The organism is uncultured Maribacter sp. (genome assembly GCF_947495965.1).
Classification (GTDB): Bacteria; Bacteroidota; Bacteroidia; order Flavobacteriales; family Flavobacteriaceae; genus Maribacter_B.
In genome coordinates this window covers 74152-100783 of record NZ_CANMBB010000008.1, presented here as the reverse complement: position 1 = coordinate 100783, position 26632 = coordinate 74152, and the positions used below count along the sequence as shown (strand labels likewise).

26 protein-coding genes are annotated in these 26632 nt (G+C 32.1%); 9 read left to right on the top strand and 17 right to left on the bottom strand.

All coding sequences use genetic code 11. From position 1 onward, the window contains the following. Nucleotide 1: 1 nt before the first annotated feature. Entirely contained in the window at nucleotides 2-1081 is a 1080-nt protein-coding gene (recF, locus tag Q0820_RS14230) for a DNA replication/repair protein RecF (RefSeq protein ID WP_298488498.1), read from the bottom strand. 125 nt (nucleotides 1082-1206) lie between these two features. On the opposite strand from recF, the gene Q0820_RS14225 reads away from it, so the two are divergent. The 7 genes from Q0820_RS14225 to Q0820_RS14195 all read left to right on the top strand — a co-directional run bounded on the left by Q0820_RS14225 (nucleotide 1207) and on the right by Q0820_RS14195 (nucleotide 7404). After that, on the top strand, nucleotides 1207-1971 hold the full coding sequence (locus Q0820_RS14225) for a tetratricopeptide repeat protein (RefSeq protein ID WP_298488496.1): 765 nt from the start codon (nucleotides 1207-1209) through the stop codon (nucleotides 1969-1971). Nucleotides 1972-1973: 2 nt separating this feature from the next. Beyond that, a complete protein-coding gene (gene ribH / locus Q0820_RS14220; RefSeq protein WP_298488494.1) occupies nucleotides 1974-2453 on the top strand; it encodes a 6,7-dimethyl-8-ribityllumazine synthase in 480 nt (159 codons plus the stop codon). A 113-nt stretch (nucleotides 2454-2566) separates the two neighbouring features. Next, entirely contained in the window at nucleotides 2567-2863 is a 297-nt protein-coding gene (locus Q0820_RS14215) for a riboflavin synthase subunit beta (RefSeq protein WP_298488640.1), read from the top strand. A 1-nt stretch (nucleotide 2864) separates the two neighbouring features. Further along, nucleotides 2865-4739 (top strand): DNA mismatch repair endonuclease MutL, encoded by a 1875-nt coding sequence (gene mutL / locus Q0820_RS14210; protein WP_298488492.1) that lies wholly within the window; start codon nucleotides 2865-2867, stop codon nucleotides 4737-4739. Then, nucleotides 4740-5483: a rhomboid family intramembrane serine protease gene (locus tag Q0820_RS14205; RefSeq protein WP_298488490.1), complete on the top strand. Its 744-nt coding sequence runs from the start codon at nucleotides 4740-4742 to the stop codon at nucleotides 5481-5483. Between the two features lie 4 nt (nucleotides 5484-5487). After that, complete coding sequence (locus tag Q0820_RS14200; RefSeq protein ID WP_298488486.1) at nucleotides 5488-6354, top strand: rhomboid family intramembrane serine protease; 867 nt, start codon at nucleotides 5488-5490, stop codon at nucleotides 6352-6354. Nucleotides 6355-6357: 3 nt separating this feature from the next. After that, on the top strand, nucleotides 6358-7404 hold the full coding sequence (locus tag Q0820_RS14195; protein WP_298488484.1) for an endonuclease/exonuclease/phosphatase family protein: 1047 nt from the start codon (nucleotides 6358-6360) through the stop codon (nucleotides 7402-7404). On the opposite strand, the gene Q0820_RS14190 is transcribed toward Q0820_RS14195, so the two are convergent. The 9 genes from Q0820_RS14190 to udk form a co-directional block, all read right to left on the bottom strand. Beyond that, nucleotides 7391-7708: a DUF6122 family protein gene (locus Q0820_RS14190; protein WP_298488483.1), complete on the bottom strand. Its 318-nt coding sequence runs from the start codon at nucleotides 7706-7708 to the stop codon at nucleotides 7391-7393. The two genes, Q0820_RS14195 and Q0820_RS14190, sit on opposite strands and share 14 nt — an antisense overlap. Continuing rightward, nucleotides 7701-8339, bottom strand: coding sequence for a WbqC family protein (locus Q0820_RS14185; RefSeq protein ID WP_298488481.1), 639 nt, complete (start codon nucleotides 8337-8339; stop codon nucleotides 7701-7703). The genes Q0820_RS14190 and Q0820_RS14185 overlap by 8 nt, the downstream gene beginning before the upstream one ends. Nucleotides 8340-8342: 3 nt before the next feature. Beyond that, nucleotides 8343-10043, bottom strand: coding sequence for a signal peptidase I (lepB, locus tag Q0820_RS14180; protein WP_298488479.1), 1701 nt, complete (start codon nucleotides 10041-10043; stop codon nucleotides 8343-8345). A 97-nt stretch (nucleotides 10044-10140) separates the two neighbouring features. Then, nucleotides 10141-10842, bottom strand: a complete 702-nt coding sequence (gene dapB / locus Q0820_RS14175) for a 4-hydroxy-tetrahydrodipicolinate reductase (RefSeq protein WP_298488476.1) — start codon at nucleotides 10840-10842, stop codon at nucleotides 10141-10143. A gap of 3 nt (nucleotides 10843-10845) precedes the next feature. After that, on the bottom strand, nucleotides 10846-11508 hold the full coding sequence (locus Q0820_RS14170; protein ID WP_298488474.1) for a DUF5683 domain-containing protein: 663 nt from the start codon (nucleotides 11506-11508) through the stop codon (nucleotides 10846-10848). Next, nucleotides 11501-12412 (bottom strand): ParB/RepB/Spo0J family partition protein, encoded by a 912-nt coding sequence (locus Q0820_RS14165; RefSeq protein WP_298488472.1) that lies wholly within the window; start codon nucleotides 12410-12412, stop codon nucleotides 11501-11503. The genes Q0820_RS14170 and Q0820_RS14165 overlap by 8 nt, the downstream gene beginning before the upstream one ends. Next, nucleotides 12412-13185, bottom strand: a complete 774-nt coding sequence (locus Q0820_RS14160; protein ID WP_298488470.1) for an AAA family ATPase — start codon at nucleotides 13183-13185, stop codon at nucleotides 12412-12414. The genes Q0820_RS14165 and Q0820_RS14160 overlap by 1 nt, the downstream gene beginning before the upstream one ends. A gap of 167 nt (nucleotides 13186-13352) precedes the next feature. Then, the gene (locus tag Q0820_RS14155) at nucleotides 13353-13688 is read right to left on the bottom strand and encodes a septum formation initiator family protein (protein ID WP_298488638.1); all 336 of its coding nucleotides are present in this window, start codon (nucleotides 13686-13688) and stop codon (nucleotides 13353-13355) included. Between the two features lies 1 nt (nucleotide 13689). Next, nucleotides 13690-14298: a uridine kinase gene (gene udk / locus Q0820_RS14150; RefSeq protein WP_298488468.1), complete on the bottom strand. Its 609-nt coding sequence runs from the start codon at nucleotides 14296-14298 to the stop codon at nucleotides 13690-13692. A 288-nt stretch (nucleotides 14299-14586) separates the two neighbouring features. On the opposite strand from udk, the gene Q0820_RS14145 reads away from it, so the two are divergent. After that, the gene (locus Q0820_RS14145; protein ID WP_298488466.1) at nucleotides 14587-15795 is read left to right on the top strand and encodes a multidrug effflux MFS transporter; all 1209 of its coding nucleotides are present in this window, start codon (nucleotides 14587-14589) and stop codon (nucleotides 15793-15795) included. 155 nt (nucleotides 15796-15950) lie between these two features. Here the strand turns inward: Q0820_RS14145 and acs are convergent, their stop codons facing one another. The 7 genes from acs to Q0820_RS14110 form a co-directional block, all read right to left on the bottom strand. Next, complete coding sequence (gene acs, locus Q0820_RS14140; protein ID WP_298488464.1) at nucleotides 15951-17858, bottom strand: acetate--CoA ligase; 1908 nt, start codon at nucleotides 17856-17858, stop codon at nucleotides 15951-15953. 90 nt (nucleotides 17859-17948) lie between these two features. Next, nucleotides 17949-19724, bottom strand: coding sequence for a sodium:solute symporter family protein (locus tag Q0820_RS14135; RefSeq protein WP_298488463.1), 1776 nt, complete (start codon nucleotides 19722-19724; stop codon nucleotides 17949-17951). A 25-nt stretch (nucleotides 19725-19749) separates the two neighbouring features. After that, a complete protein-coding gene (locus Q0820_RS14130) occupies nucleotides 19750-20010 on the bottom strand; it encodes a DUF4212 domain-containing protein (protein ID WP_298488461.1) in 261 nt (86 codons plus the stop codon). A gap of 120 nt (nucleotides 20011-20130) precedes the next feature. Next, nucleotides 20131-21210 (bottom strand): anhydro-N-acetylmuramic acid kinase, encoded by a 1080-nt coding sequence (locus tag Q0820_RS14125; RefSeq protein WP_298488460.1) that lies wholly within the window; start codon nucleotides 21208-21210, stop codon nucleotides 20131-20133. Between the two features lie 6 nt (nucleotides 21211-21216). Continuing rightward, entirely contained in the window at nucleotides 21217-22803 is a 1587-nt protein-coding gene (locus tag Q0820_RS14120; RefSeq protein ID WP_298488458.1) for a glycoside hydrolase family 3 N-terminal domain-containing protein, read from the bottom strand. Beyond that, nucleotides 22796-24070 (bottom strand): MFS transporter, encoded by a 1275-nt coding sequence (locus Q0820_RS14115; protein ID WP_298488457.1) that lies wholly within the window; start codon nucleotides 24068-24070, stop codon nucleotides 22796-22798. The genes Q0820_RS14120 and Q0820_RS14115 overlap by 8 nt, the downstream gene beginning before the upstream one ends. After that, a complete protein-coding gene (locus Q0820_RS14110; protein WP_298488456.1) occupies nucleotides 24067-25572 on the bottom strand; it encodes a family 10 glycosylhydrolase in 1506 nt (501 codons plus the stop codon). The genes Q0820_RS14115 and Q0820_RS14110 overlap by 4 nt, the downstream gene beginning before the upstream one ends. A 134-nt stretch (nucleotides 25573-25706) precedes the next feature. On the opposite strand from Q0820_RS14110, the gene murQ reads away from it, so the two are divergent. Then, the gene (gene murQ / locus Q0820_RS14105) at nucleotides 25707-26516 is read left to right on the top strand and encodes an N-acetylmuramic acid 6-phosphate etherase (protein WP_298488454.1); all 810 of its coding nucleotides are present in this window, start codon (nucleotides 25707-25709) and stop codon (nucleotides 26514-26516) included. The last annotated feature ends 116 nt before the right edge of the window (nucleotides 26517-26632 follow it).

The window sequence follows — 26632 nt, the reverse complement described above, 5'->3', positions numbered from 1 at the left end:
CTTATAATTTAAATATTTTATAAGATTGATGTATGTTTTTAACTAAGTTTTCTGTTCTTTCGGCATGGGTGTCGCTAATAAAAATTTGTCCAAAACTTTCATTATCTACCAAGCTTATAATGTGAGAAACTCTGTTTTCGTCTAATTTATCAAAAATATCATCTAAAACTAAAATAGGGGTGGTTTTAGATTGTTCTTTAATAAAGTGGAATTGTGCAAATTTTAAAGCAATTAAGAAAGATTTTTGCTGTCCTTGACTGCCAAATTTTTTAACAGGGTAATTATTAATTTTAAAACTTAAATCGTCTTTGTGAATTCCGCTACTAGTATATTGTAATGCACGGTCTTTATCTACTGTAGCTTCTAATAATTGTAAAAGTGTTTGGTCTTTTAATTTACTTTCAAAAGATATAGTTACTTCTTCAGTATTATTGGTTATAGCTTTGTATTGTTCCTTAAAAATTGGAATAAAAGTATTTAAAAATTCTTGCCTTTTGTTAAATATTAATGTGCCATATTCATGTAATTGCTCATTATATACATCTAGGTTTGTGGCATCAAAAGTATGGTTAATAGCAAAGTATTTTAATAAAGAATTTCTTTGAGATAATACCTTATTATATTTTATTAAGGTAAGTAAATATTCTTTGTCCGATTGGGAAATGACTCCATCTATAAATTTTCTTCTAGTAATACTACCTTCTGCAATTAAATCTCTATCATAAGGAGAAATAATTACTAAGGGCAGCAAGCCAATATGATCCGAGAAGCGTTCATATGCCTTCCCATTACGTTTTATTATTTTTTTTGCTCCTTTTTTTAGGCTGCTAACTATATGTTCTTCTTTTTTATTTTTTTTAAAAAAACCATCAATAACAAAAAAGTCTTCATTATGTTTTATATTCTGTGAGGTTATTGGGTTAAAATAACTTTTGCCAAAAGATAAATGGTAAATAGCATCTAGAACATTTGTTTTTCCAACACCGTTATGCCCTACAAAACAGTTGGTTTTAGTGTCAAACTCAAAATTTTCTGAACTAAAATTTTTATAATTTATTAAAGATAATTTATGTAGATGCATGCCTAATTTTCGGGTGTTTTATTCTAAATTCTCATAGAAACCTGCAAAATATCGAAAAATAACGAATAAATACCCACTTGAATTTCAATAAAAACTTTATTTTTGCGCGATCAATAAAATTTAAGATGGCAACATATAAAAAACGAGGATTTAAACCTAAAAATCAAGTAGAAGAGCAACAGGTAGAGGAGCAAGAAAGCACAACTGCCGAAGTATTTAACACCCTAGATGAGAGTGCTTCTAAAAGTGAGGAATGGGTTTCTAATAATCAAAATTACATATTAGGTATTATTGGTGTTATAGCAGTTGCGGTTCTAGGGTATTTAGGATACATGCAATTTGTACAGAACCCTAAAGAGGCAGATGCTGCTAATGAAATGTATTATCCGCAACAATATTTTGACCAAGCTTTGGTGAGTACAACAGCAAAAGATTCTTTATTTACTTTAGCCTTAAATGGTGCAGATGGTAAATATGGTTTTTTAAATATAATAGAAGAATACAATGGCACCAAAGCAGCAAATATTGCTAATTATTCTGCTGGTATGTCTTATATGAATATGCAAAAATACCAAGAGGCAATTACCTATTTAGAAAACTTTTCTTCTGATGATGCAATATTAGGCGCTTTAGCAAAAGGTGGTTTAGGAGATGCTTTTATGCAGTTAGGACAAGCAAGTGATGCATTAGGATATTATGAAAGTGCAATAGCACATAGTGGTAATGAATACACAGCTCCAAAATTTTTATATAAAGCAGGAGTAACTGCATTAGAGTTAAAGGAAAATGCAAAGGCTTTAAAATTCTTTCAAAGAATTAAAGACGAATTTTCTGGTTCTGATGAAGCTCGTAGTATTGATGCCTTTCTTGGAATGGCTAAAAGTGAATAAAAATGGCTACAGCAAATAAAAATTTATCTGTTTATGATAAAGAAACAATCCCAAATGCGAAAGACTTTCGATTTGGGATTGTTGTTTCTGAATGGAATACAGAAATAACGAATGGCCTTTATTTAGGAGCAGTAGAAGCTCTTAAAGATTGTGGTGCATTAGAAGAGAATATTGTTAAATGGGATGTTCCTGGTAGTTTTGAGCTTATTTATGGTTCTAAAAAAATGATAGCTTCACAAAAAGTAGATGCTGTTATTGCAATTGGAAGTGTAATTCAGGGAGAAACAAAACATTTTGATTTTGTATGTAGCGGAACCGCTCAAGGCATTAAGGATTTAAATGTATTAACAGATACTCCAGTTATTTTTTGTGTGTTAACCGATAATACTTTGCAACAAGCTATAGATCGTAGTGGAGGCAAACACGGAAATAAAGGAACAGAGGCCGCAATTGCTGCAATAAAAATGGCTGCTTTAGGCTAGTATTTCTATTTTTTATACTTTTTTAACTTCTATTATAGAAAACTTTAAAACTGTTAACAAATTTTAAGGTTCCTATTACGGCATATTTTTTGATTTTAAGTAACTTTGATACAATGGGTATGCTTAGCAAAATCACAAAATTAGGTAAGAACAAGAAATTTGGATATTCTCCTCGTTTTTATGACGATAAAGGGGAAGGGAATCCTTATGAAATTGAACATAAGTTTGATAAATTTAGGTCTACCGTAGGAAGAAATAGAGGGTTAAAAAGAAAGTTTAATAACGTTTTAGACGATGTAAAAAGAGAGGGCGACCGTAATCTTAGAAAGAGAATGGTAATTATTCTTGCAGTTTTAATCTTAATATTTTTATTTATAATTGATTTTGATTTATCTATATTTATAAGTTAGCATGGCAGATATTATAAAACTTTTGCCAGACCACGTAGCGAATCAAATTGCTGCGGGTGAGGTAGTGCAACGTCCTGCTTCGGTTGTAAAAGAACTTCTAGAAAATGCAATTGATGCTGGTGCTACAACAATAAAACTTATTGTAAAAGACGCTGGAAAAAAGCTTATCCAAGTTGTAGATAACGGAAAAGGAATGAGTACTACAGATGCTCGTTTAAGTTTTGAAAGGCATGCTACATCTAAAATCCAAAAAGCCGAAGATTTATTTAATTTAAATACAAAAGGGTTTAGAGGAGAAGCTCTGGCATCTATAGCTGCAATTGCGCATGTGGAGCTTTTAACCAAAACAGAGGTAGATGAAGTAGGTACTCAATTAAAAATAGAAGGTAGTAAAGTAATTTCTCAAGAAGTTGCGGTTACTCCTAAAGGAACTTCAATGCTAGTAAAGAATCTTTTTTTTAATATACCGGCACGTAGAAATTTTTTAAAATCTAATCAAGTAGAACTTAGGCATATTACAGACGAGTTTCATAGAGTGGCATTAGCGCATCCAACTATTGCTTTTCATTTTTATAATAACGGTAGTGAGTTGTTTAATTTGCCTATTGTAAATTTTAGAAAAAGAATCGTACAAATATTTGGAGGAAAGGCTAATTCTAAATTAGTACCTGTTAATGAAGAAACGCAAGTGGTGAAAATTTCTGGATTTGTAAATAAACCAGAATTTGCTAAAAAGAGTAGGGGAGAACAGTTCTTTTTTGTGAATGATAGGTTTATAAAAAGTCCCTACCTGCACCATGCTGTGGTTGCTGCTTTTGAAGGGCTAATAAAACCAAATACGTATCCTGGTTATTTTTTATGTTTAGAAGTGGATCCAGGTACAATAGATATCAATATTCATCCAACAAAAACCGAAGTTAAGTTTGATGATGAGCATACATTATACGCTTTGTTGCGTTCTACAATAAAACATAGCTTAGGGCAATTTAGTGTTGTCCCAGCTATAGATTTTGAGCAAGATCCTAATTTAGATACACCTTATTCTTATAAAAATAAACAAGTAGAAATACCGCAAGTTACAGTAGATGCTACTTTTAATCCTTTTGCTAACGAGGTAGAAAAGCCAAAAAGCACTTCTAATGCAGCAGGAACTTCATATACAAATTATACTAAACCAAGTACTAAAGGGTGGGAAAATTTGTATGAAGGTTTAGGAACAAAAAAAGAAGAAAGTGCTCCTTTTACTAGTATGGAGTTTGAGTCTGAGGTTATTACTGGGTCTATATTTAAAGAAGAAAAAGTTGAAGAAGAATCGGTTTCTACAACATTTCAACTTAGAAGAAAATATATAGTAACCACTATTAAATCTGGCATGGTTGTAATAGATCAGAGTAGAGCGCACCAAAGAGTGCTCTATGAAAAATTCTTAAAGAATATTACTATTCAAGAGGCGGTAAGTCAGCAATTGTTATTTCCTCTTTCTTTACATTTTTCTACTACAGATGTTACTATATTAAAAGAAATACAAGAGCAGTTAAGAACTATTGGTTTTGCATTTAATATTATAGAAAAAGAAGTTGTAGAAATAACTGGAGTTCCTTTACAGGTTGTAGAAAGTGAAGTGGAAATGGTTTTAGAACAATTAATTTTAGATTATCAAATGGAAATTTCTGGAGATAGTTTTTCTCAAACCGATATTCTTGCGAAAACACTTTCTAAGACTTTAAGTGTAAAAACAGGAGCGGTATTAGATGCGGCTTCACAACAAGCTTTAGTAAATGATTTGTTCGCTTGTAAGGAACCAGGATTAAGTCCGTTTAATAAACCAACGTATGTTACTATAACAGAAAACGATATTGATAAAAAATTTATTTAGATGGCTAAATTAACAGATGCTATTAAGCACTTGCTAATAATTAACATATTGTTTTTTGTAGCAACAGAATTATATGGAGACCAAATGTATCAGTGGTTTTCTTTGTGGTTTCCAAAGAATGAAAATTTTGAACTATGGCAGTTAGTTTCTCATATGTTTATGCATGGTGGGTTAATGCATGTTGGTTTTAATATGTATGCATTATGGGCCTTTGGAACACCTTTAGAAAGAATGTGGGGTAGAAATAAGTTTTTCTTTTTCTACTTTTCTGCAGGTTTAGGGGCTGCACTTATTCATACCGGTGTAAATTATTTTTACTTTACACAAGGTCTAGACGCATTAGTTGGTTCTGGTATATCGGAGACAGAAATTTTAAAAATTATTGCAAATGGCCAGTATAACACAGATTGGTATAATGTAGCAGGAAAAAGCACTATAGATAATTTTCTTAGTGCATACAATACTCCTGCTGTAGGAGCATCAGGAGCTATTTATGGCGTTTTGGTAGCTTTTGGCATGTCTTATCCTAATAGTGAGTTGTTTTTAATGTTTATACCAGTGCCTGTGAAAGCAAAGTATTTTATACCTGTTTTAATAGGCTTAGATTTATTCTCCGGTGTAACTGGTTTTTCTTTGCTAGGAGGTGGTATAGCACACTTTGCACATGTTGGTGGTGCGTTGTTTGGTTTTATTATGATGTGGTATTGGAAAAAAAATCAATTTAACGGTAACCGTTGGAATTAAGGGTATGGCACAAGGAAATTTAAAATACCAATACGCTAACCTTTCTATAGCAGAAAAACTTATCGTAGTAAATGTTATCGTTTTTATTGTAGACGGATTTTTGAAAGCTCTTTTGGGGTTTGCTATTATGTCCTGGTTTGAGCTGCCTAAAGATTTTTCTATATTTATAACGCAGCCATGGTCTATAGTTAGCTACTCTTTTTTTCATGGTAGTTTAGGGCACGTATTTTGGAACATGATGTTGTTGTACTTTTCAGGAAGAATTTTTCTGAACCTTTTTGGAAATAAACGTTTTCTTAATGTATACTTTTTAGGGGTTATAGCCGGCGGATTAACGTTTTTATTGAGCTATAATGTTTTTCCAACTTTAATACACACAAATACTTCGCTTATTGGAGCCTCGGCAGGTGTTACAGCTATATTAATTTTTATATGTGCATATATACCTAATCAAGAAGTTAGACTCTTTATTATTAATGTTAAGCTTTGGTATATAGGTGCTTTTGTGGTTTTAACTGATTTAATTCAGATACCTAGTAGTGGGAATGTAGGAGGGCATTTAGCGCATTTAGGAGGAGCTGCTTTGGGGTACTTTTATGCAAGGCAACTTCTTAATGGTACAGATATAGGTTCAGGTTTTGAAAAGTTAGTGGATGGAATTGCAAATATCTTTAGGAAAAAAGAAAAAAAATCTCCTTTAAAAACTGTATATAGAAAAGAGTCTATAAAAAAACAAACGAAACCAGATTATGCAAAAGAAAGTAAACAGCGTAAGGTAGATGGTATCTTAGATAAGATTAGTAAGTCTGGTTATGAAAGTTTATCTCAAGAAGAAAAAGATTTTTTATTTAAAGCGGGCAAAGAAAACTAAAGAGTGAAGAAGCTATCTATATTTCAAAAACTTATTTATTTTATTACAGTAGTATTGGCTTTATTGTTATTGTTGGCTTGTGTAATACCTTATTTTCCAGTAAAGTTAATCCCTTTGTTTTCATTTATTAGTTTAGGGGTTCCGGCCTTAGTTGTACTAAATATTCTTTTTGCTATTTATTGGGTATTCGCTAGTTTTAAAAGAAGTTTATTTTTAATTTTTGCTTTAGTAGTTGGTTATTTAATTTTAGGTTCTTTTGTGCAATTTAGGGGAGAATCTGCGAGGGACTCTAAAGAAGATTTAAAAATAATGACATTTAATTCTTATGGTTTTCAAGGGTTAGGAGGTAAAAATGATAAAGCGAAAGAAAAAGAAAACGGTATTAATATAATACATTTTATATCAAAACAAAACCCCGATATTATCTGCTTTCAAGAGTTCGATTATAAAAGAATACGAAGCGGAGAATTAGATGCTTATCCCTATAGTTATGTCGATTTTGAGTTTGGCGAGTATCGAGAAAGAGTTGTTCAAGCTATTTATTCAAAATTTCCTATTGTTTCTAAAGGGAATTTAAATTTCCCTAAAAGCCATAATAATGGCATTTATGCTGATATTTTATACGAAAAAGATACATTACGAATTTATAATTTGCATTTAGAATCCTTAGGAATTACACCTGGTAAAGGAGTTTTATCTACCAAACCTCCAGAAAAGTTATATAAACAATTGGGGGATGTATTTAAAAAACAAGAGGAGCAAGCTTTATTAGTTTCTGAACATGCAAGAGTAGTTAACTTTAAAAAAATTATCTGTGGAGATTTTAACAATGGGCAATATTCTAGAATATATAATTTAATTAGAGGGAACCTTAAAGATACTTTTGAGGAAAAGGGTAGTGGTTATGGTAGAACTTTTAATTTTCATGGATTACCTATTCGAATAGATTTTATTCTTGCAGAAGAAGAATTAAAAGTGAAATCTCATAAAAATTTTGATGTAAAATACTCAGACCACTTTCCTGTAATGGCTTCTTTTAGTTTAGAGTAATCATATAGCAGTCTGCAATATCTGCAATAATGTGAATAAGAAGTGCTAGTCCAAATATCCTAGTTTTTTTGTAAAGAAATAATGCTATATATATGGCTATTGCCCAATAGGTATGTAAAGGATGAAAGTTAATACTGCAACGCATAGAATCAAATACAGGAGTTGCGAAAAAATGGTCTACATCAATTACTATACCTGCTAAAAGAACAATAATAGCAAAAGTTTTATCTTTTTTATAGAATACCAAAGCAATAATAATAGGTACTATAAAATGTATGCCATAATGTATTACAAATCTAAGCATCTAAGAAGTCCAATTTTATATCTTTTAGATACTTAAGGGCATTGGTTCCTTCATTAAATAAAAGGTCCAGAATACTTGTGTTAGGGATAAAATTATTACGGTCACTAAATACTTGAATGTATTCTTTAGCGGTATAGTTAGGCTCTTTTTTAGCATTTATTAAAAATCTAACATCTACTACATCTACTTCTTCTAATTTAGTATTATATTCTGTAGTTTTTTCTTTAGGTATTTCTATCTGGAGACAATCACAAACAACTTCCATAGTTTTTAGATTAAACTCTAATAGACTTTCAAATTTTGTAGTGTATAGTGGTTGTATTTCATCCTCGTAAAATTCAAAAAAAGGGGAGGATCTGTAAGCGGTTTCTAAGGTTCGCCAATGTTGCCTTTGCCAAGGGTATGAGTTGTCTATTTTAATGTCCTTATATTTTTGCTTTCTCTTATTTTTTCCTAAATGTACAATTGGAATATTTAATATGTGCTTACCACGATCTGCACAAACATAAGCTCTGTTTCTATAGGTTTGTTTTTGATAATTGTCCATGTATTCCCAATAGACTTCTTTTTGTGCAATAACAGCAAAAGTTACTATGTTAGGAATATAGGCAGGATGTAGTAAGTACTTCAAAAGTTAGGCTTTGTTTTTTCTTTTTTTACGGAAGAAGTCAAATACAAACCACCCAACTAATGCTATTAAGAAGAATTTAAAATAGGATCTTGGTTCTCCATCGCCATTTACCGTTGTAAATACACGATCCCATCTAATTTTCCAGTTTTTAAATCCGTCTGTAAAGTTATCAAAACTCATCCAAATAAAAATTGGAGTTCCAACAATATGGTTTTCTGGAACATACCCCCATGTTCTACTATCTTCAGAGTGGTCTCTATTATCTCCCATCATCCAATAATAATCTTGCTTAAAAGTATAGGTTGTAGCAACTTCACCATTTAAACTAATTTGATTTCCAGAAACACTTATTTTGTTTCCTTCGTAATCTTTAATTATTTTTTTGTAAACAGGTAGTATGTTTAAATCTAATGGGACAGTAACTCCCTTTTTTGGAAGGTAGATAGGTCCAAAATTATCGTTATTCCAAGCATAGTTTGGGTTTTGAGGAAAAATATTTGCACCTCTACTATTTTTTGGTTCAACTTGTCTTACCACAGAATCTATAGAAGTGTCTGCCTTTAATTTAGAAACCATTTCATCTGTTAAGGCAACTAAACGCTGTCTTTCTGTAATTTCTTTTAAAGAGAGCCTTGCTTTTTGAATAACTTTAGTTGGGATCCCTAAATGCTTTGTATATAATTCTAGCTTGCCATCTTCTGTTTGGTTATATCCTAAAAGATACTCTTGTAAAATTTGTGCTTGCTCTTGGTTTATTGGGTTAGAAAGATATTTTCTAGTTAAATCTACAACCCCTATATCTTTTAGTAGGCGTGATGAAACTCCTTTTTTGCTGTAAACCATATAGTCATACTGAGGTTTAGCTCTATCCGACAGTTTTAATTGTTTTCCATTAATAAAAACATAACCATCTATAATCTCTAGTGAATCTCCAGGAGTTCCTACGCAACGCTTTACATAGTTAGATTTTTTATCAATGGGTTTTTTTACCCCTTTTTCTCTCTTAAAGAAAACACGAACTGTATCTGCAGGCCAGCTAAATACAACAATATTATTTTTTTTAACTTTTGTGAAACCTGGTAGTCTAAAGTATGGAAGTTGTGGTTTGTTTAAATAAGAACGTGTTCCAACAACAGGAAGCGTATCATGAACCATTGGTGCTGCAACTGTAGTCATTGGTGTTCTTGCTCCATAATGAAACTTACTTACAAAAAGGAAATCTCCAACACGCAACGTTCTTTCTAGAGAACCAGTTGGAATTACATAGGGTTGTATAAAATAAGTGTGTACTAATGTTGCTGCTACAATTGCAAAAACAATAGAGCTAACCCATTCTCCTAAAGCTGTTGTTGGTTGTAAACTACGATCTTCTATATACTTTACATCTAGCATATAATTTACATAGTATATGTAAAAACCAAGAGTTAGAACAACTAGCCAAGATTCAATAAGACTATTTCTTCCAAAACTTCGTATGGTTTCTATCCAAATAACAGGAAACATTAATAAGTTAATAATAGGTATGAATAATAGTATGGTCCACCATTTTGGTCTGTTTATAATTTGCATTAATACAATTGCATTATAAACAGGTATAGCAGCTTCCCATGCTTTTCTTCCAGCTTTAACATATAGTTTCCAAGTTCCTAAAAAATGAATAACCTGTACTATAAGTATAAAAATAATCCACTGTGTAGTATCCATATAAATGCTATTTGTTTTCTATTTTAAAAGTGCAATGCACTCTTTAAGTCTTTAATTATTTTGTATTAGTGCCTAAAAGATGATTACGTTACAAATATTAACCTAGGTTTAACACATCTCTCATAGTGAAATTTCCTTTTTTGCCAAGAATCCATTCAGCAGCAATAACTGCTCCTAAGGCAAAACCTTCCCTGTTATGGGCGGTGTGTTTAATATCTATACTATCAATAGCACTATTATATGCAACAGTATGTGTTCCAGGTACAGCTTCTATTCTTTTGGCTGTAATAGGAATTTGGTTGTCCCCAGACTCATCTAACTTCCATTTTGTATAATCAGAATTATTTATAACGCCTTCCGCCAGAGTAATAGCAGTACCGCTTGGAGCATCTAGTTTTTGTGTATGGTGAATTTCTTCCATAGACACATTATATTGTTTAAGGTTTTTCATCATTTTAGCTAAATATTCATTTAACTCAAAAAAGACATTTACACCTAAACTAAAGTTAGAAGCATAAATAAAGGCTCCTTCTTTTTCTTTACATAAGGAAACTGCTTTATCGTAATTTTCTAACCAACCTGTTGTTCCACTAATAATAGGTACATTGTTTTCTAGGCACTTAGTAATATTATCATATGCGGCAGTAGGCATACTAAAATCAATGGCAACATCAAAAGAAGAAAAATCTATTTCTTTAGTGTCTATATCTATTTTGGCTACAATGGTATGATTTCTATTTAAAGCAGCTTGCTCAATCATTTTTCCCATTCTACCGTATCCAAATAATGCTATTCTCATAAGTTAAAAATTAATTGTTAGTCCCATTCCATAATTTGGATTGTTATTAATAGGATCTAGATTTAAAAAAGGTTTAAAATCTACACTAAGGTCATCGCTTACATTAAATTGTTGTAAATGTGCATCTACGTTTGCATCTACAATGTTTAATATGTAAAGAGCTATTGTAATTACTAAAGATAAGTCTCTTGCTTCTTGAAAATCTTCTTGTTTATTTTGTAATACAGTATCAGAAAAATTTGCATTTGTATTACCGTTTTCACCATTAGGATTGTAAAATTCATCATCTAAAAAACCAGCTTGTCTTCTTTTAAATGCAACTCTAAAGCGATCATAAAGATCATTGTTATATTTGTAGGAATAAATTCCAGTACCTATAGCAGCATATACAATAGGAACTTTCCAGTAGCGCTTGTTGTATATTTGTCCAAGTCCAGGAAGTACAGCAGAGTAAAATGCTGCCTTGCTAGGTGCTAAGGGGTTTATGTTTCTTCTTTTCTTAATCTTTTTTGAATCAATAACAACACCTTTATCTTTAAGATTAGTTTTTACACTATCTATATTAGTCTGCGTACTTGTGCTATCTACTTCTTTGTTTTTCTCTTGAGCAAACGTGTAACAAGAAGATAAGATTAGAATAATTGCTGTAATTAGGTATTTATTCACCTAGGATAATTTTTTTTATTCGTTTAAAATCTTCTTTGGAGGTATACGGAATCGTAATTTTCCCTTTATTTCCTGAGGTTGGTTTAATGTCTACTTTAACATCTAAGTAGTTAGATAAATTTGTAACTCCTTTTGCTATATATTCAGGTGTTTTTAACGTTTCAGTAGTCTGTGTTGTTACTGTTTTGGGTTTTTTTGCTTCATGATACTCTTTTACCGCTTTTTCTGTTTCTCTTACAGATAAGTTTTCGGAAACAATTTTTTCATATAGCGCTATCTGATCTTTAGTTTCTTCTATGTTCACTAGAGTTCTACCATGACCCATACTTAAAAAACCATCTCTCATGCCAGTTTGTATAATTGGATCTAACTTTAAAAGTCTTAAGTAATTTGCAATTGTAGAACGTTTTTTTCCAACGCGATCACTTAATTTTTCCTGAGTAAGTTCTATTTCGTCAATAAGTCTTTGGTAAGACAAAGCAATTTCTATAGGGTCTAAATCTTGTCTTTGTATATTCTCTACCAAAGCCATTTCTAACGATTCTTGATCGTTAGCAATACGAATATATGCAGGTATAGTTTGAAGATTTATAAGTTTAGATGCTCTAAATCTTCTTTCTCCAGATACTAATTGATATTTATTAAAATCTAACTTACGAACAGTTATAGGTTGTATAACTCCTAATTCTTTAATAGAAGTAGCCAATTCATTTAAAGCTTCATCATTAAAATAGGATCTAGGTTGAAAAGGGTTAACCTCTATACTTTCTAGCTCTAGCTCCACAATATTCCCAACAACTTTATCTGCATTTTTATCTGTTGCAGATTGTATGTCGTTTTCTGGATCTTTTAATAATGCAGATAAACCTCTCCCTAAAGCCTGTTTTTTTGTTGCTTTTGCCATTACGCAATTTCCTTATTTTTATTTACTACTTCGTTAGCCATGTTTAAATAGTTGGCAGCTCCTTTACTACTGGCATCGTATTTTATAATGCTTTCCCCGTAACTAGGGGCTTCACTAAGGCGCACATTTCTTTGAATGATAGTTTCAAAAACCATGTCACCAAAATGTTTTCGAACCTCTTCTACAACCTGGTTAGATAATCGTAACCTAGAATCGTACATAGTTAACAGCATGCCTTCTATATCTAAATCTGGATTGTGTATTTTTTGAACACTCTTAATGGTGTTTAATAATTTACCCAGTCCTTCTAATGCAAAATATTCACATTGAATTGGTATTATGACAGAGTCTGCAGATGTTAAAGCATTAAGTGTTAACAAACCTAAAGATGGAGCACAATCAATTAAAATATAATCATACTTTTTTTTAAGTCTTGTGATAGCTTTTTTCATCATGTATTCTCGCTCTTCTTTATCTACTAGCTCAATTTCAATAGCTACTAAATCTATATGAGACGGAATTAAATCTACATTTGGGGACGTAGTTTCAATAATGGTTTCTTCCGCAGTTTTTGTAAGTTCTAATAATTGATATGTTCCTAGCTCAATACTTTCCACATCTATACCTAGTCCAGATGTAGCATTAGCTTGGGGGTCAGCATCAATTAATAACACTTTCTTTTCTAGTACTCCTAGCGATGCCGCAAGGTTTACTGTGGTTGTAGTTTTACCTACACCACCTTTTTGATTTGCTATAGCAATTATCTTGCCCATTGTAAAGTAAGTTAGGACGTAAAAATACAATTATTTGTGGTGTTCTAGAAACGATTTTGTTAACACAAAGTGAATAAGTGTAATAGATTGTGTTAAATAGCGTTAAAGTCTTATAAAATAGGAGTTTATAGGGATGTGTTTTATGCTTTTTTTTAGCAAAAAAATATTTATGGCACTTTATTCGTAGTTTTTAGGCTATCCTCATATTCTATTAAGTAAATTTCCTCGTTTTTCTTTTTTAAATAATACTCTTCTCTTGCAAATTTTTCTAATTCTTTGGCGTTAGAAAGCTTATCAATAATTACTTTGTCTTTTGCAATCTCTTTCTTTAGGAACTCTTTTTGTTTTTCTAGTTTATTAATTTCTTTTTTTAATTCTAAATGAATTAAAAAAGAATTGGTGTCAATAAATAGCATCCAAATAACAAAAACGGTTAATACTAACACATAGGCGTTAGTAATTATTTTAAACCAAGGTTTTTTTCTTAAATCTGCTAATCCCATTTTAGGATAATTTATCATTTATTATAGTGCGTACTATATCTATAGCCACCGTATTGTATTTATTATTTGGAATAATAATATCTGCATATTCTTTAGTAGGTTCTATAAACTGATCATGCATTGGTTTTAAAGTATTTTGGTAACAATCCAGAGTTTCATCTAAGCTCCAACCTCTTTCTGCGGTATCTCTTTTTAATCTACGAATTAATCTTTCGTCAGAATCTGCATGCACATATATTTTAATATCAAACATATCTCTAATTTTAGGGTTAGTTAAAATTAGAATTCCTTCTACTAATACTACTTTTCTTGGTTGTGTTGCAACAGTTTCCTTTGTTCTATTGCATTCCATAAAAGAATAAACAGGCTGTTCTATAGATTTGCCAGATTTTAATAATTCTAAATGTTCTACTAATAAATCAAAATCTATCGCAGATGGATGGTCAAAATTTGTTTTTTTTCTTTCTTCAATAGTTAAATGAGATAAATCATTGTAGTAAGAGTCTTGAGAAATAAGACCAACTTCTTCTTTGGGGAATTCATTCATTATCTGATTAACAACGGTAGTTTTTCCGCAACCTGTTCCTCCAGCAATACCTATAATTAACATGTATAATAATTTATACAAAAATAAGTATTTGCTATTTAATGAAACTAAAAAAGAAGTAAGGGATTATTTAAATTATGAACAACTAATAAAAACACAATTTTTTTACTCGATAATCGAGATTTAAATGCTCCGACGCTTGCGTCGAAATCAATGCTAATTTTCCTTCTAATACCTCGTGTGCTTGCCCCGAGGTAGTTTACTTTTTGTATTCATAAAATCTATTATGATATATGTTTTTTTAATGATAAATAATCTATTTACTATATAGCATATAAGTACCTTTGTCTCATGGGGAATGAGAATGTAAAACCAAATTTTGAGTTTGTTGCTTTAATGGCATCGTTAATGTCTATTACGGCTTTGGCTATTGATGCAATTTTGCCAGCACTTTCTGATATAGGTATAGCGGTTAATAGTTTTGGCGATACCGAAAATCAAAAACTTATTACCATGATTTTTTTAGGTTTGGGAGTTGGACAATTATTTTTTGGCCCTTTATCGGATAGTTATGGTAGAAAACCTATGATCTACATTGGTTTTGGAGTGTTTTTTATAGCAAGTATTATCTGTGTTTTTGCACCATCCATGTCGTGGATGATTTTTGGTAGAATTTTGCAAGGTATAGGATTGTCTGCAGCTAGGTCTATAAGTATATCTATTATTAGAGATACTTATAAAGGGGACTATATGGCAAAGGTAATGTCTTTTGTTACCGCTTTTTTTATTTTAATACCAGTGATTGCGCCAGCTATGGGAAAAGCTTTTTTAGATAATTTTGGATGGCAATCTATTTTTTATATACAACTGTTTTTCTCATTAATAGTGTGTATTTGGTTTTGGAAAAGACAACCAGAAACGTTAAAACCAGAATATAAAATACCTTTTACTAAGCATGTTTTTTTTGATGGTTTAAAAGAGCTTATACGTTATAGAAAAACTATTGCTTTTACTATAATATCTGGTTTAATTACAGGTTCTTTTTTAGTGTATTTAAGTGCTGCACAACAAGTTTTTGAAACGCAATATGATTTGGCAGATGAATTTCCATATATTTTTGCAGGATTAGCTATTTCTATTGGTATTGCAACATTTTTAAATGGAAGTTTAGTTCTAAAATTTGGAATGCAAAAATTAGCGTTTATGGCACTTTATTTATTCTTTGGAGTGTCTTTGTTATATGTAGTTTTGTTTTGGAACTCTCCAAATCCTAATGTTATTGTTTTATTAGTTTTTTTAGCTACTCAATTTTTTAGTTTAGGGTTTTTGTTTGGTAATTTACGTTCTATTGCAATGGAGCCTATTGGTCATGTAGCAGGAATAGGGGCTGCAATTACGGGTTTTATATCTACCGTAATATCTATACCAATAGCAACATATGTTGGTGGTTTTGTAGATAATACCGTTTGGCCTTTATTTGCTGGCTTAGCTGTTTGTGGTTTTTTCTCTTTGTTTATTTTTATTCTTATTAGAAGAAAACAAAAAATTGCCTTAGCATAAAAACGCCAAACATTGTTTCATTTAAAAACATGTTTGGCTATTCGTAGTTTTAGGTATTACTCGATAATCGAGATTTAAATGCTCCGACGCTTGCGTCGAAATCAATACTAATTTTCCTTCTAATGCCTCGTGGGCTTGCCCCCGAGGTAGTTTACTTACAAAGAATTTTCTATAATATCTTTTATTACCTCTGGATTTAATAAAGTACTTGTATCTCCTAAATTGCTGGTGTCTTTACTAGCAATTTTTCTAAGAATACGACGCATAATTTTACCACTACGCGTTTTAGGTAAACCAAGAACAAATTGAATTTTATCTAATTTTGCAATAGGTCCAATATGTTCCGTAATTTGTTGGTTTATTTCTTTTTTTAGATTTTCTCTATCTCTACTTTCTCCTGTTTCTTTTAATATTACATAGCCATAAAGCGCATTTCCTTTTACATCATGAGGGAAACCTACAATTGCAGATTCTGCAATAGCAGGGTGTTCATTAATAGCATCTTCAATTGGTGCTGTTCCTAAGTTATGTCCTGAAACTATAATAACATCATCAACTCTTCCTGTAATTCTATAATAGCCAACAGCATCTCTATGGGCGCCATCGCCAGTAAAATATTTATTTTGGTAGGCAGAAAAGTAAGTATCTCTATAACGCTCATGATTGCCCCAAATGGTTCTGGCTATGGATGGCCAAGGGAATTTAATACATAATCTTCCATCTACTTGATTTCCTTTAATTTCGTCACCGTTTTCATCCATTAATGCTGGTTGAATACCAATAAAAGGAAGTGTTGCAAAGGTTGGAGTAGTAGGGGTTACATAGGGAATAGGGGAAATCATTATTCCTCCTGTTTCTGTTTGCCACCAAGTATCTACTATTGGGCTTTGTTTTTTTCCAACGTTGTTATTGTACCAATGCCAAGCTTCTTCATTTATAGGTTCTCCTACAGAGCCTAATACTTTTAAAGAAGATAAGTCATATTTTTCTACATATTCTAAGTTTTCCTTTGCTAAAGCCCTAATTGCAGTAGGAGCAGTATAAAACTGATTAACCTTGTGTTTTTCTACAACTTCCCAAAATCTTCCATAATCTGGGTAAGAAGGCACACCTTCAAACATAACCGTAGTTGCACCATTTGCTAGTGGACCGTATAGGATATAGGAGTGACCAGTAATCCATCCAATGTCTGCAGTACACCAATAAATATCATTTTCTTTATACTGAAAAATGTTTTTAAACGTATACGCTGTATATACCATATAACCAGCTGTAGTATGTACCATTCCTTTTGGTTTTCCTGTAGAGCCAGAAGTATATAAAATAAATAAGGGGTCTTCTGCATTCATAATTTCTGGAACACAATCACCATAAGCGTCATCCAATAAAGGTTGTAACCATTGGTCTCTTCCTTCTTTCATAGTAATGTCCGAGTTAATACGATTTACCACTAAAACACTGGTAACACCTGGAGAATCTTCTAAAGCTTTATCTACAATACCTTTTAAGTCTATAGTTTTAGAGCCTCTATAAGAACCATCTGATGTTAGTACAATTTTACAATCCGAATCGTTAATTCTTGTAGAAAGTGCATTAGAAGAAAATCCTGCAAATACAACCGAATGTATAGCTCCAATTCTGGCACATGCTAAAACCGCAACTGCTAATTCTGGAATCATTGGTAAATAAATGCAAACACGGTCTCCTTTTTTTACCCCTTGCTCTTTTAGAACATTTGCCATTTTAGAAACGCGTTCATGTAACTGAGAGTAAGTTATATGTAATGCTTCTTCTTTAGGATTATTAGGTTCAAATAGAATAGCTGTTTTATCTCCACGAGTAGTTAAATGCCTATCCATACAGTTTTCCGTGATATTTAATTGTGCACCTTCAAACCATTTTACTTCAGGTTTGGTAAAATCCCAGTCTAAAACGGTGTCCCACTTTTTTCTCCAAACAAAATGCTCTTCAGCAATTTCTTCCCAAAAAGCTTCTGGATTACGAACAGATTTTCTGTAGACTTGATAGTATTCTTCTAAATGTTTTATATGGTAATTACTCATGGGTTTTTTATTGATTTATGCGAGAAGAATCTAAAGTAAATATTTCTTCTAAAAATTCAAACTATATAAGCGTTGTGTTTTTTTATTTTATTAATGGGATACGGCTTCACCGGCGCCACTTGGAATTCTAATATTTTCTACAATTTCTTGAACCTTTTTAGGTGGGGCAGGAGTAACTCTAGAAACAATAATAGAAACAATAACATTAACAAGCATGGCAAAAGTTCCAAAACCTTCTGGAGAGGTTCCAAACCACCACTCGCTCACTGGTCTTGGGTCCATAACACCGATTAATCCTGTTTTGTATCTAATCATATAAAATAGCATAAGAGATATTCCTACGACCATGCCAGCAATGGCTCCTTCTTTATTCATGCGTTTATCAAAAATACCTAATACAATGGCAGGAAAAAAGGATGCAGCAGCTAAACCAAATGCAAGAGCAACAACGGCGGCAACAAATCCTGGCGGGTATATTCCAAAAATTCCAGCAATTAGTATTGCTACTACTATAGCAATACGTGCAGCTAATAATTCTCCTTTTTCAGAAATGTTTGGTTTTAACTGCTTTTTAATTAAGTCATGAGAAATAGAAGTAGATATTACAAGTAATAACCCAGCAGCTGTAGATAGTGCAGCTGCTAAACCGCCAGCTGCAACTAAAGCTATAACCCAATTAGGTAAGTTTGCTATTTCTGGATTAGCAAGAACCATAATATCGCGGTCTACATAAAGCTCATTTGCAGTAGTATTAGCATTAGAAATTAAGCGTTCTCCATGTATGCCTCTTTCCTTTGTGAAAACTGGTTTTTTGCTTGATAAAGCACTTCCTGCTACATATTGAATTTTTCCATCTTTATTTTTATCGGACCAAGCAATTAAACCTGTGTTTTCCCAATTTTTAAACCATTCTGGGATAGTATTGTATTCTTTATTACTTACTGTTTCAATTAAATTGGTTCTAGAAAATACAGCAATTGCAGGTGCTGTGGTGTACAAAATTGCAATTAGTAATAAGGCGTATCCAGCAGACTTACGAGCGTCTTTAACTTTAGGAACGGTAAAGAAACGTACAATTACATGTGGTAATCCTGCTGTACCGGCCATTAGAGCTAAAGTAATTGCAAAAACATCCCAAGTAGATTTCGTTCCACTTGTGTATTCATTAAAACCTAATTGCGTGTGTAGTGTATCTAATTTGTCTAATAAAAAAGTGCCTCCTTCAACTTTTCCACCCATGCCAAATTGCGGAATTGGGTTTCCTGTCATTTGCATAGAGATAAAAAAAGCAGGAACCATAAAAGCAAAAATTAAGACGCAATATTGCGCCACTTGGGTATAGGTTATCCCTTTCATTCCTCCTAAAAAAGCAAATACTAAAACTACGGTCATACCAATAACAACCCCTAATGTAATATCTACCTGCAGAAATTGCGAAAAAACAATACCAACACCTCTCATTTGTCCTGCAACGTAAGTAAAAGACACAATTAATGCACATATTATAGCTACGGTTCTTGCAGTGTTAGAATAGTAGCGATCCCCAATAAAATCTGGTACTGTGAATTTGCCGAATTTTCGCAAATAAGGAGCTAGGAGTAAGGCAAGTAGAACGTAACCTCCCGTCCAGCCCATAAGGTATACAGAGCCATCATAGCCTGCAAAAGAGATAATTCCTGCCATAGAAATAAAGGACGCGGCGCTCATCCAATCTGCTGCTGTAGCCATACCGTTTGCAAGGGGAGAAACGCCACCACCTGCAACATAAAACTCTTTAGTAGACCCTGCTCGTGCCCAAATTGCTATTCCAAAATAAAGGGAAAAAGTTACCCCAACTAAAATCCATGTCCATACTTGAACGCTCATATTATTTTATTTTTAGATGAGATTTTTATTCGTCGTAGCCGTACTTCTTGTCAAGCTTATTCATTAGTTTAACATATATGAAGATTAGAACAACAAAAACATATATAGAGCCCTGTTGTGCAAACCAAAAACCTAGTTTAAAACCTCCTAGGCGAAATTCATTAAGGGGTTCTCTAAATAGTATTCCAGCTCCGAAAGAAACCAAAAACCAGATGGTAAGTAGAATTGTTAAATATTTTATATTTTCTTTCCAATAAGCAGATGCTTTCTCTTTTTTACTATTCATAAATGTATACTATTAAAAAAGTACTATTGTATAATCTGTAACAATTTAAGAATTGATTTGATTATATAGCAAATATTATCTATAAATAACAGTAAAGTACTATAATTTGACTGTAGAGTGTTATTGCGGATAAAAAATGACACCAGAGCTAGAGTCTTTTATAGCTCCTGTAACAGTACTAAGTACATTTGTTTTGTTTTGATGTTTTAAAACACCCATTAAAGCAAAAATTAAAGCTTCTTTAAATTCTATAACCGTTTTAGAGGGTATAACAACTGTTGTTGAGTTTTGTAATTCCTTTTTTAAAGTGTCTATTAAAAAGGAGTTTAGGGCACCCCCTCCAGTTACTAAAAGCTTATTGTTTTCTTTTGAAATGTTTTGCTCTATTTGTAGTGTAATTTGATTGCATATATGCACCACTGCGGTGTGTAACAGATTAGGAATAGTATCCTCCGTTTTGTTTACTATTGGAATAACTTCTTGTAAAAACCATTCATATCCAATAGATTTTGGGTAGTGTAGTTTGTAAAATTCTAAAGCATTTAAACGGTCTAATAAATTTTGGTTTAGTTTTCCTGAACGTGCAAGATTTCCATCTTTATCGTAAGCTAAATCTATTTTTTGAGTGATGTAATTTAGTAGCATATTTGCTAATCCAATATCATAAGCAATTCTATCTTTTCCTTTTTGGAAAGAAATATTACTAATACCGCCAAGGTTTAAGCAAAAATCATATTCTTTAAAAAATAGCATATCTCCAATAGGAACTAACGGAGCTCCTTGACCACCTAGCGCAACATCATTAGTTCTAAAATCGTTAATTATAATCTTGTTACATGCATTTGCTATATGTTGACCGCTCCCGACTTGATAGGTAACTCCTTTTTTTGGTTGGTGGTGGGTGGTATGCCCATGACTAGCAATAAAATCAACTTCTAAATTTTCTTCTTCAATAAAAAGTTTAGTTTGTTCTCCTAGCCAAGTTCCGTATGTATTGTTTAATTCTAACAATCCTAGAGCAGGTAAATGAATAGCATTTTTAAGATTGCTTTTCATTTCTGGTGTGTAGTCTATACTTTTTGTTTCTGCAATGGTGTATTCATAGACTCCGTCTATTTCTGAAATTTGACAGTAAGCCAAATCTAACCCATCTAAAGAAGTGCCAGACATTAATCCTATAACATTAAACGTTTTTTTCATACTGTTTTATTTTATGGAAACGGGTAATTTTCCTTTGGCTTCTACTTTTCCTAAAAAATGATGTGCAGCAACAATTTTAAATTCTTCAAAATTTTGATAAGAAATTATTACAGATTGTGCTTTTTTATAATTTAAATGATTTAGAATATACGGATTTCCAAATAGGTACAGAATCACGTTTTTGGATTGTAATAATTCAATTATAAAAGTCCAGTAATCTTCAGGGATATCAAACTTATTCTGAGGCTTTACTTTAGGGGTTTCTATGCTAATAAGAATGTTTTTTACACCTTTTATTTTTTCTTTGATTTCTGAAATAGAGTAATTAGTTAAACTATAAAAATCGAATTCTTTTTCTTTTTGAATGGTATTAAAAAAAGTAGTGTCTTTGCTAAAATTTATACTAATTCCTGCGAAAGAATTTTTATCAAAATCTTTCGTGTTATTTTGTAGTTGTGTGATGCTTTTTTCTGCAATAAGACTGTTTAAAGAGCTTAAGCTTATCCTTTTTCCTTCTTTATCATTAGGTTGATTTATAGCTTTTTCTTTTAACAACCATATTCTTTTAAAACTCTTTTCTATAGCTTTTGCATCTGCATTTTTTAGAATAGTTTCTATTCCTTCTTTGGTGTTTTCTGCAAAACATAAAATGTCATTCCCGGCATCAAAAGCTAGACCTTCTAATTCTCCTTTTATAGGGTAGTTTTTAGAAACGGCATGCATGTTTAGGGCATCGGAAATTACAACACCGTTAAACCCCATTTCTTTACGTAAAACACCTTTAATAATGTCTTTAGATATACTGGAAGATATCGTGCTTCCGTTTGCTAAGGCGGGCACCGATAAATGCCCAACCATTACAGAATCTACTCCAGAGGCAATAGCTTTTCTAAAAGGATATAGCTCGTTTTCCCATAAAGCTTCTTTGGTTTTGTCTATTAAAGGTAAATCTAAGTGCGAGTCTGTAGCAGTATCGCCATGTCCGGGAAAATGTTTAATACTAGTTAGTATTCCTGCTTCTTGGGTTCCTTTTATAAATGCAAGTGCTTTTTGGGTAACATTTTTTTTATCCTCCCCAAAAGAACGATAACCAATTACAGGATTGTTGGGATTGTTATTAATATCTACGACAGGTGCTAAATTCCAATGTATACCAGCGTCTTTACAATCTAAAGCAATATTTTTCCCAACAGCTTCAACTAAATCTAAATTACTGGTTATTGCTCCTAAACAAATGGCATATGGGTATTGTGGCGTATTCTCAATGCGCATTGCTAATCCCCATTCGGCATCAATACTAATTAAAAGGGCGTGTTTTGCTGCTTTTTGGTATCTTTTTATTAACTTTTTTAAAGTGTTTAGACTATCCGTATTATAAATTATTTTTTTCTTTCCTTCAAAATTTGTTGCTGCACTGGCTCTACTGTGAAAAAAGCATAATCCGCCAATTCCTTGTTCTTTTATTAGATTTTCTAATGCAGAGATTTCTTCTTCGGTATCATTAATAAAAGCAGCAGGCATAAAAAATTGGCCAACTTTTTCTCTTTTACTAAGAGATTTTGATGCTTTACTATAAGGGATGATATTACGCATTGTCTGAGTTTGATTTTTTACCGTATTCTGCAGGGTATTCAATATATTTTAAAAGGATTAAAGCTGGGAGAGCAGCAATAACTACCCAAATAAAGAATCCGCCGTAACCTAACCATTCTTGCATATAACCACTTATCATGCCTGGAAGCATCATTCCTAGAGCCATAAAACCTGTGGCAATTGCGTAATGCGATGTTTTAGATTTTCCTTCTGCTATATAAATTAGATACATTAGAAAGGCAGCAAAACCAAAGCCATAACCAAATTTTTCAAAAGCTACTGTTGCAGTAACAGCAATAATACTAGTGGTTTTTGTAACAGCTAAAATTGCATATAGAATATTTGGAATATTTAAAGACAGCAACATGGGTAACATCCATTTTTTTAGTCCGTCTCTAGAGATTAATATGCCACCAAGAATTCCACCAATAGATAGCATTATTACGCCGACTGTACCAAATAGAGTTCCTAGTTTTTCAGTAGAAAAAGCTAAACCTCCTTCAGCCACTTCATCTAACATAAAAGGGGCTGCCATTTTTACTAATTGCGATTCTCCTAAACGGTATGTAAGAATAAAAGCAAGTGCAATACCAATATTAGGTTTCTTAAAAAAAGAGCCTAAAATAGCCCCAAAACTTTGAGGTTTGTCTATGCTATTTTTTTCTTCATTTTCATATTTAGGAGCTGTAAAAAAGTTGGCTATTGTTAAAGTCAACATTAATGAAGCAGCAGCAATCATGGTAATGCTCCATGCTTTAGTGCTATCGCCGTATTTGGTTTCTAAATAACCAGCAAGTATAACTATTAAACCTTCTCCTGTAACCATTGCTAGTCTGTAAAAGGTACTGCGCATACCAACAAAGAAAGATTGTTTTTTTTCGGATAATCCTAACATATAATACCCATCTGAGGCTATATCATTTGTAGCAGATGCAAAAGCAGCCATCCAAAAACAAGCAAGTGTAGTTGTAAAAAAGATACTAGTTGGTAGTGTTAGTCCTACGCCTAAAAGTGCTAAGGCAATAAAAAATTGCATTGCTAAAAACCATTTTCTTTTAGTGCTTTTTAAATCTACAAAAGGACTCCAAAGTGGTTTAAGAACCCAAGGTAAGTACAACCAGCTGGTATAGAGTCCAATATCGGCATTACTAATCCCTAATTTTTTATACATAATTACAGATACGGTAACTACCATTACATAAGGGAGACCTTGGGTAAAATATAAAACAGGAACCCATGCCCAAGCACCTTTATCTTTTTTTATCATGGTCTTAAATTTAATACTATTGGTTTACTTTCTTGTCCGTAATAGTCAATAAAACTAATCGCTACTTGCCTTTTGCTTTTTAATTCTTTTAAAGGAATTATAAATTGATGATTTGTATTAATGTGGGTTTTGGTGCGTAATTTAGTTATAGGGTAGCTTTCTTTTAGTTTTTTACCACTACTATAGCATAACGCATATCTAATATTATGATTTGTATTTATAGAAAAATAAATGGTGTCTAATGTTATTTTTAAATCTTTAATATTAATCTCCTTTATAGATTCTTTTTTTAAAGGAGAAATAGGGGATAGGGCTGGTTTTTTATAATATTTTTTTTGAATGTATTTTGCAACATCAGTATTCTTTTGCATTAAAGATTTGGCACTAAAAAATGTATTTCCCCCTATTTCTTTAGTGTTTCTAGATAGTTTTAATTGGTTTGGTAGTTCTTTTTTCTCGTCCCAGGCCGCATCACTATTGTTTCTAACTTTATACGCGCCATTACCAATGTAAATATTGCTATTACTCTTATTTTTTGCCCACCAGCTTACTATTTTACTATGCGAAGCAACTGGTAAATCCATGCTCCAATATACTTGTGGAATAACATAATCTACCCATCCTTTTTGCATCCATAATAATGGATCTGCATATAAATCTTCATAAGTGGTAACTCCTGCTTTGGTATCCGAACCTTTTGGGTCGGTAGAATTATTTTTCCACACCCCAAAAGGACTTACGCCAAACTGTACCCATGGTTTTTCTTTTTTTATAGTTTGATGCGCGTTTTTTATTAAAGAATCTATATTACTTCTACGCCAATCTTCTAATGTTTGGTTGGGCTGTTTGTAAAATTCAAAACAAGATTGGTCATCAAAAACTGCATTTTTAATTTTATAAGGATAAAAATAATCATCAAAATGAATAGCGTCAATATCATACTTACAAACCACCTCTTTCATAATAGAAGTTAATTTTTCTCTTACTTCTGGTAATCCAGGATTGTAATAATATTTTTTACCATATTTGAGCATCCACTCTGGGTGTAAGTTAAAATCATGTGTAGGACTTAGAACTTCTGTTTTTGAATCAAATGTTGCTCTATAAGGGTTTAACCATGCATGAAATTCCATCCCGCGAGAATGCGTATGGGAAATCATCCATTCTAACATTTTAAAATTTTGTATCGGTACTTTTCCTTCTTCACCAGTTAAATAACGAGACCATGGCGCATAGTCCGATGCGTAGAAAGAATCTCCTGCAGCTCTAACTTGCACTATAACAGCATTAAAATTTAAGTCTTGATAAAAGTTTAATATTTCTAGATAATCTTTTTTTTGTTTTTCTATATTATCTAATCCGTTTTTTGGCCAATCTATATTTACTACGGTAGCAATCCAAACGCCTCTAAATTCGGTTTTTGGATGTTTGTTATACGACTGTAAAGAGCTACAGGAAATAAGAGTAGTAGTAAGGAGAAAAACTAAAAAATATTTTGACATAAGGAATATTAAGAAAGGACTTTTTTTTACTAAAATACCTCTTTTTAGGATTAAAATTTATTTTAATAGAATGTATCTAAAAAAACTTTCCGTATCCTTTTAGAAATAACGATATTCGTTACTTATTAATAATTATGAGTTACAAAAAAATTACAGAATCTCCGTCTAATCACAACAATTTAGAATTGATGGACACTACTACTATTCTTAAGGCAATGAATGAAGAGGATAGGAAAATTGCAGATGCAGTAGCAGAGGTAATACCTCAAATAACAAAGTTAGTAGACGGATTAGAAGAAAGGTTTCATAAAGGAGGAAGGTTATTTTATATTGGTGCTGGCACAAGTGGAAGATTAGGAATTTTAGATGCATCTGAAATACCACCAACTTTTGGAATGCCACATGAAAGAGTTGTTGGTTTAATAGCAGGAGGAGATAAAGCCATACGTAAAGCGGTAGAAAATGCAGAAGATGCTACCACCCAAGCCTGGAAAGACTTAGAAGCACATAATATTACTAAGATTGATGTTGTTGTAGGTATTGCAGCATCTGGCACCACGCCTTATGTTTTAGGAGGTATACAATCGGCAAAAGAAAAAGGGCTATTAACTGCAGGAATAACAAATAATCCAGGTTCTCCATTAGCACAACTTTCAGAGATTCCTATTGAAATTAATGTAGGTCCAGAGTTTGTAACTGGTAGTACAAGAATGAAAAGTGGAACCTCCCAAAAATTAACTTTAAATATGATTTCTACTGCCTTAATGATACGTATAGGGCGTGTAAAAGGAAACAAAATGGTTAACATGCAGCTAACCAATGATAAATTAGTAGATAGAGGTACGCGTTATATTATGGAAGGGTTAGATATTAGCTATGAAAAGGCCAAAGAATTATTAAAAGAACACGGATCTGTTAAATTAGCAATAGCGTCTCAAAAATAAGATTACACTATAATTAAAGACCTCTCTTTTTTGGGTAACTATTTTGATTTTAGTGTTATTAAAAAAAAATATGAGGTACTATCTCTTTTGTAGTAGATTACTATTTTTTAGGTTTA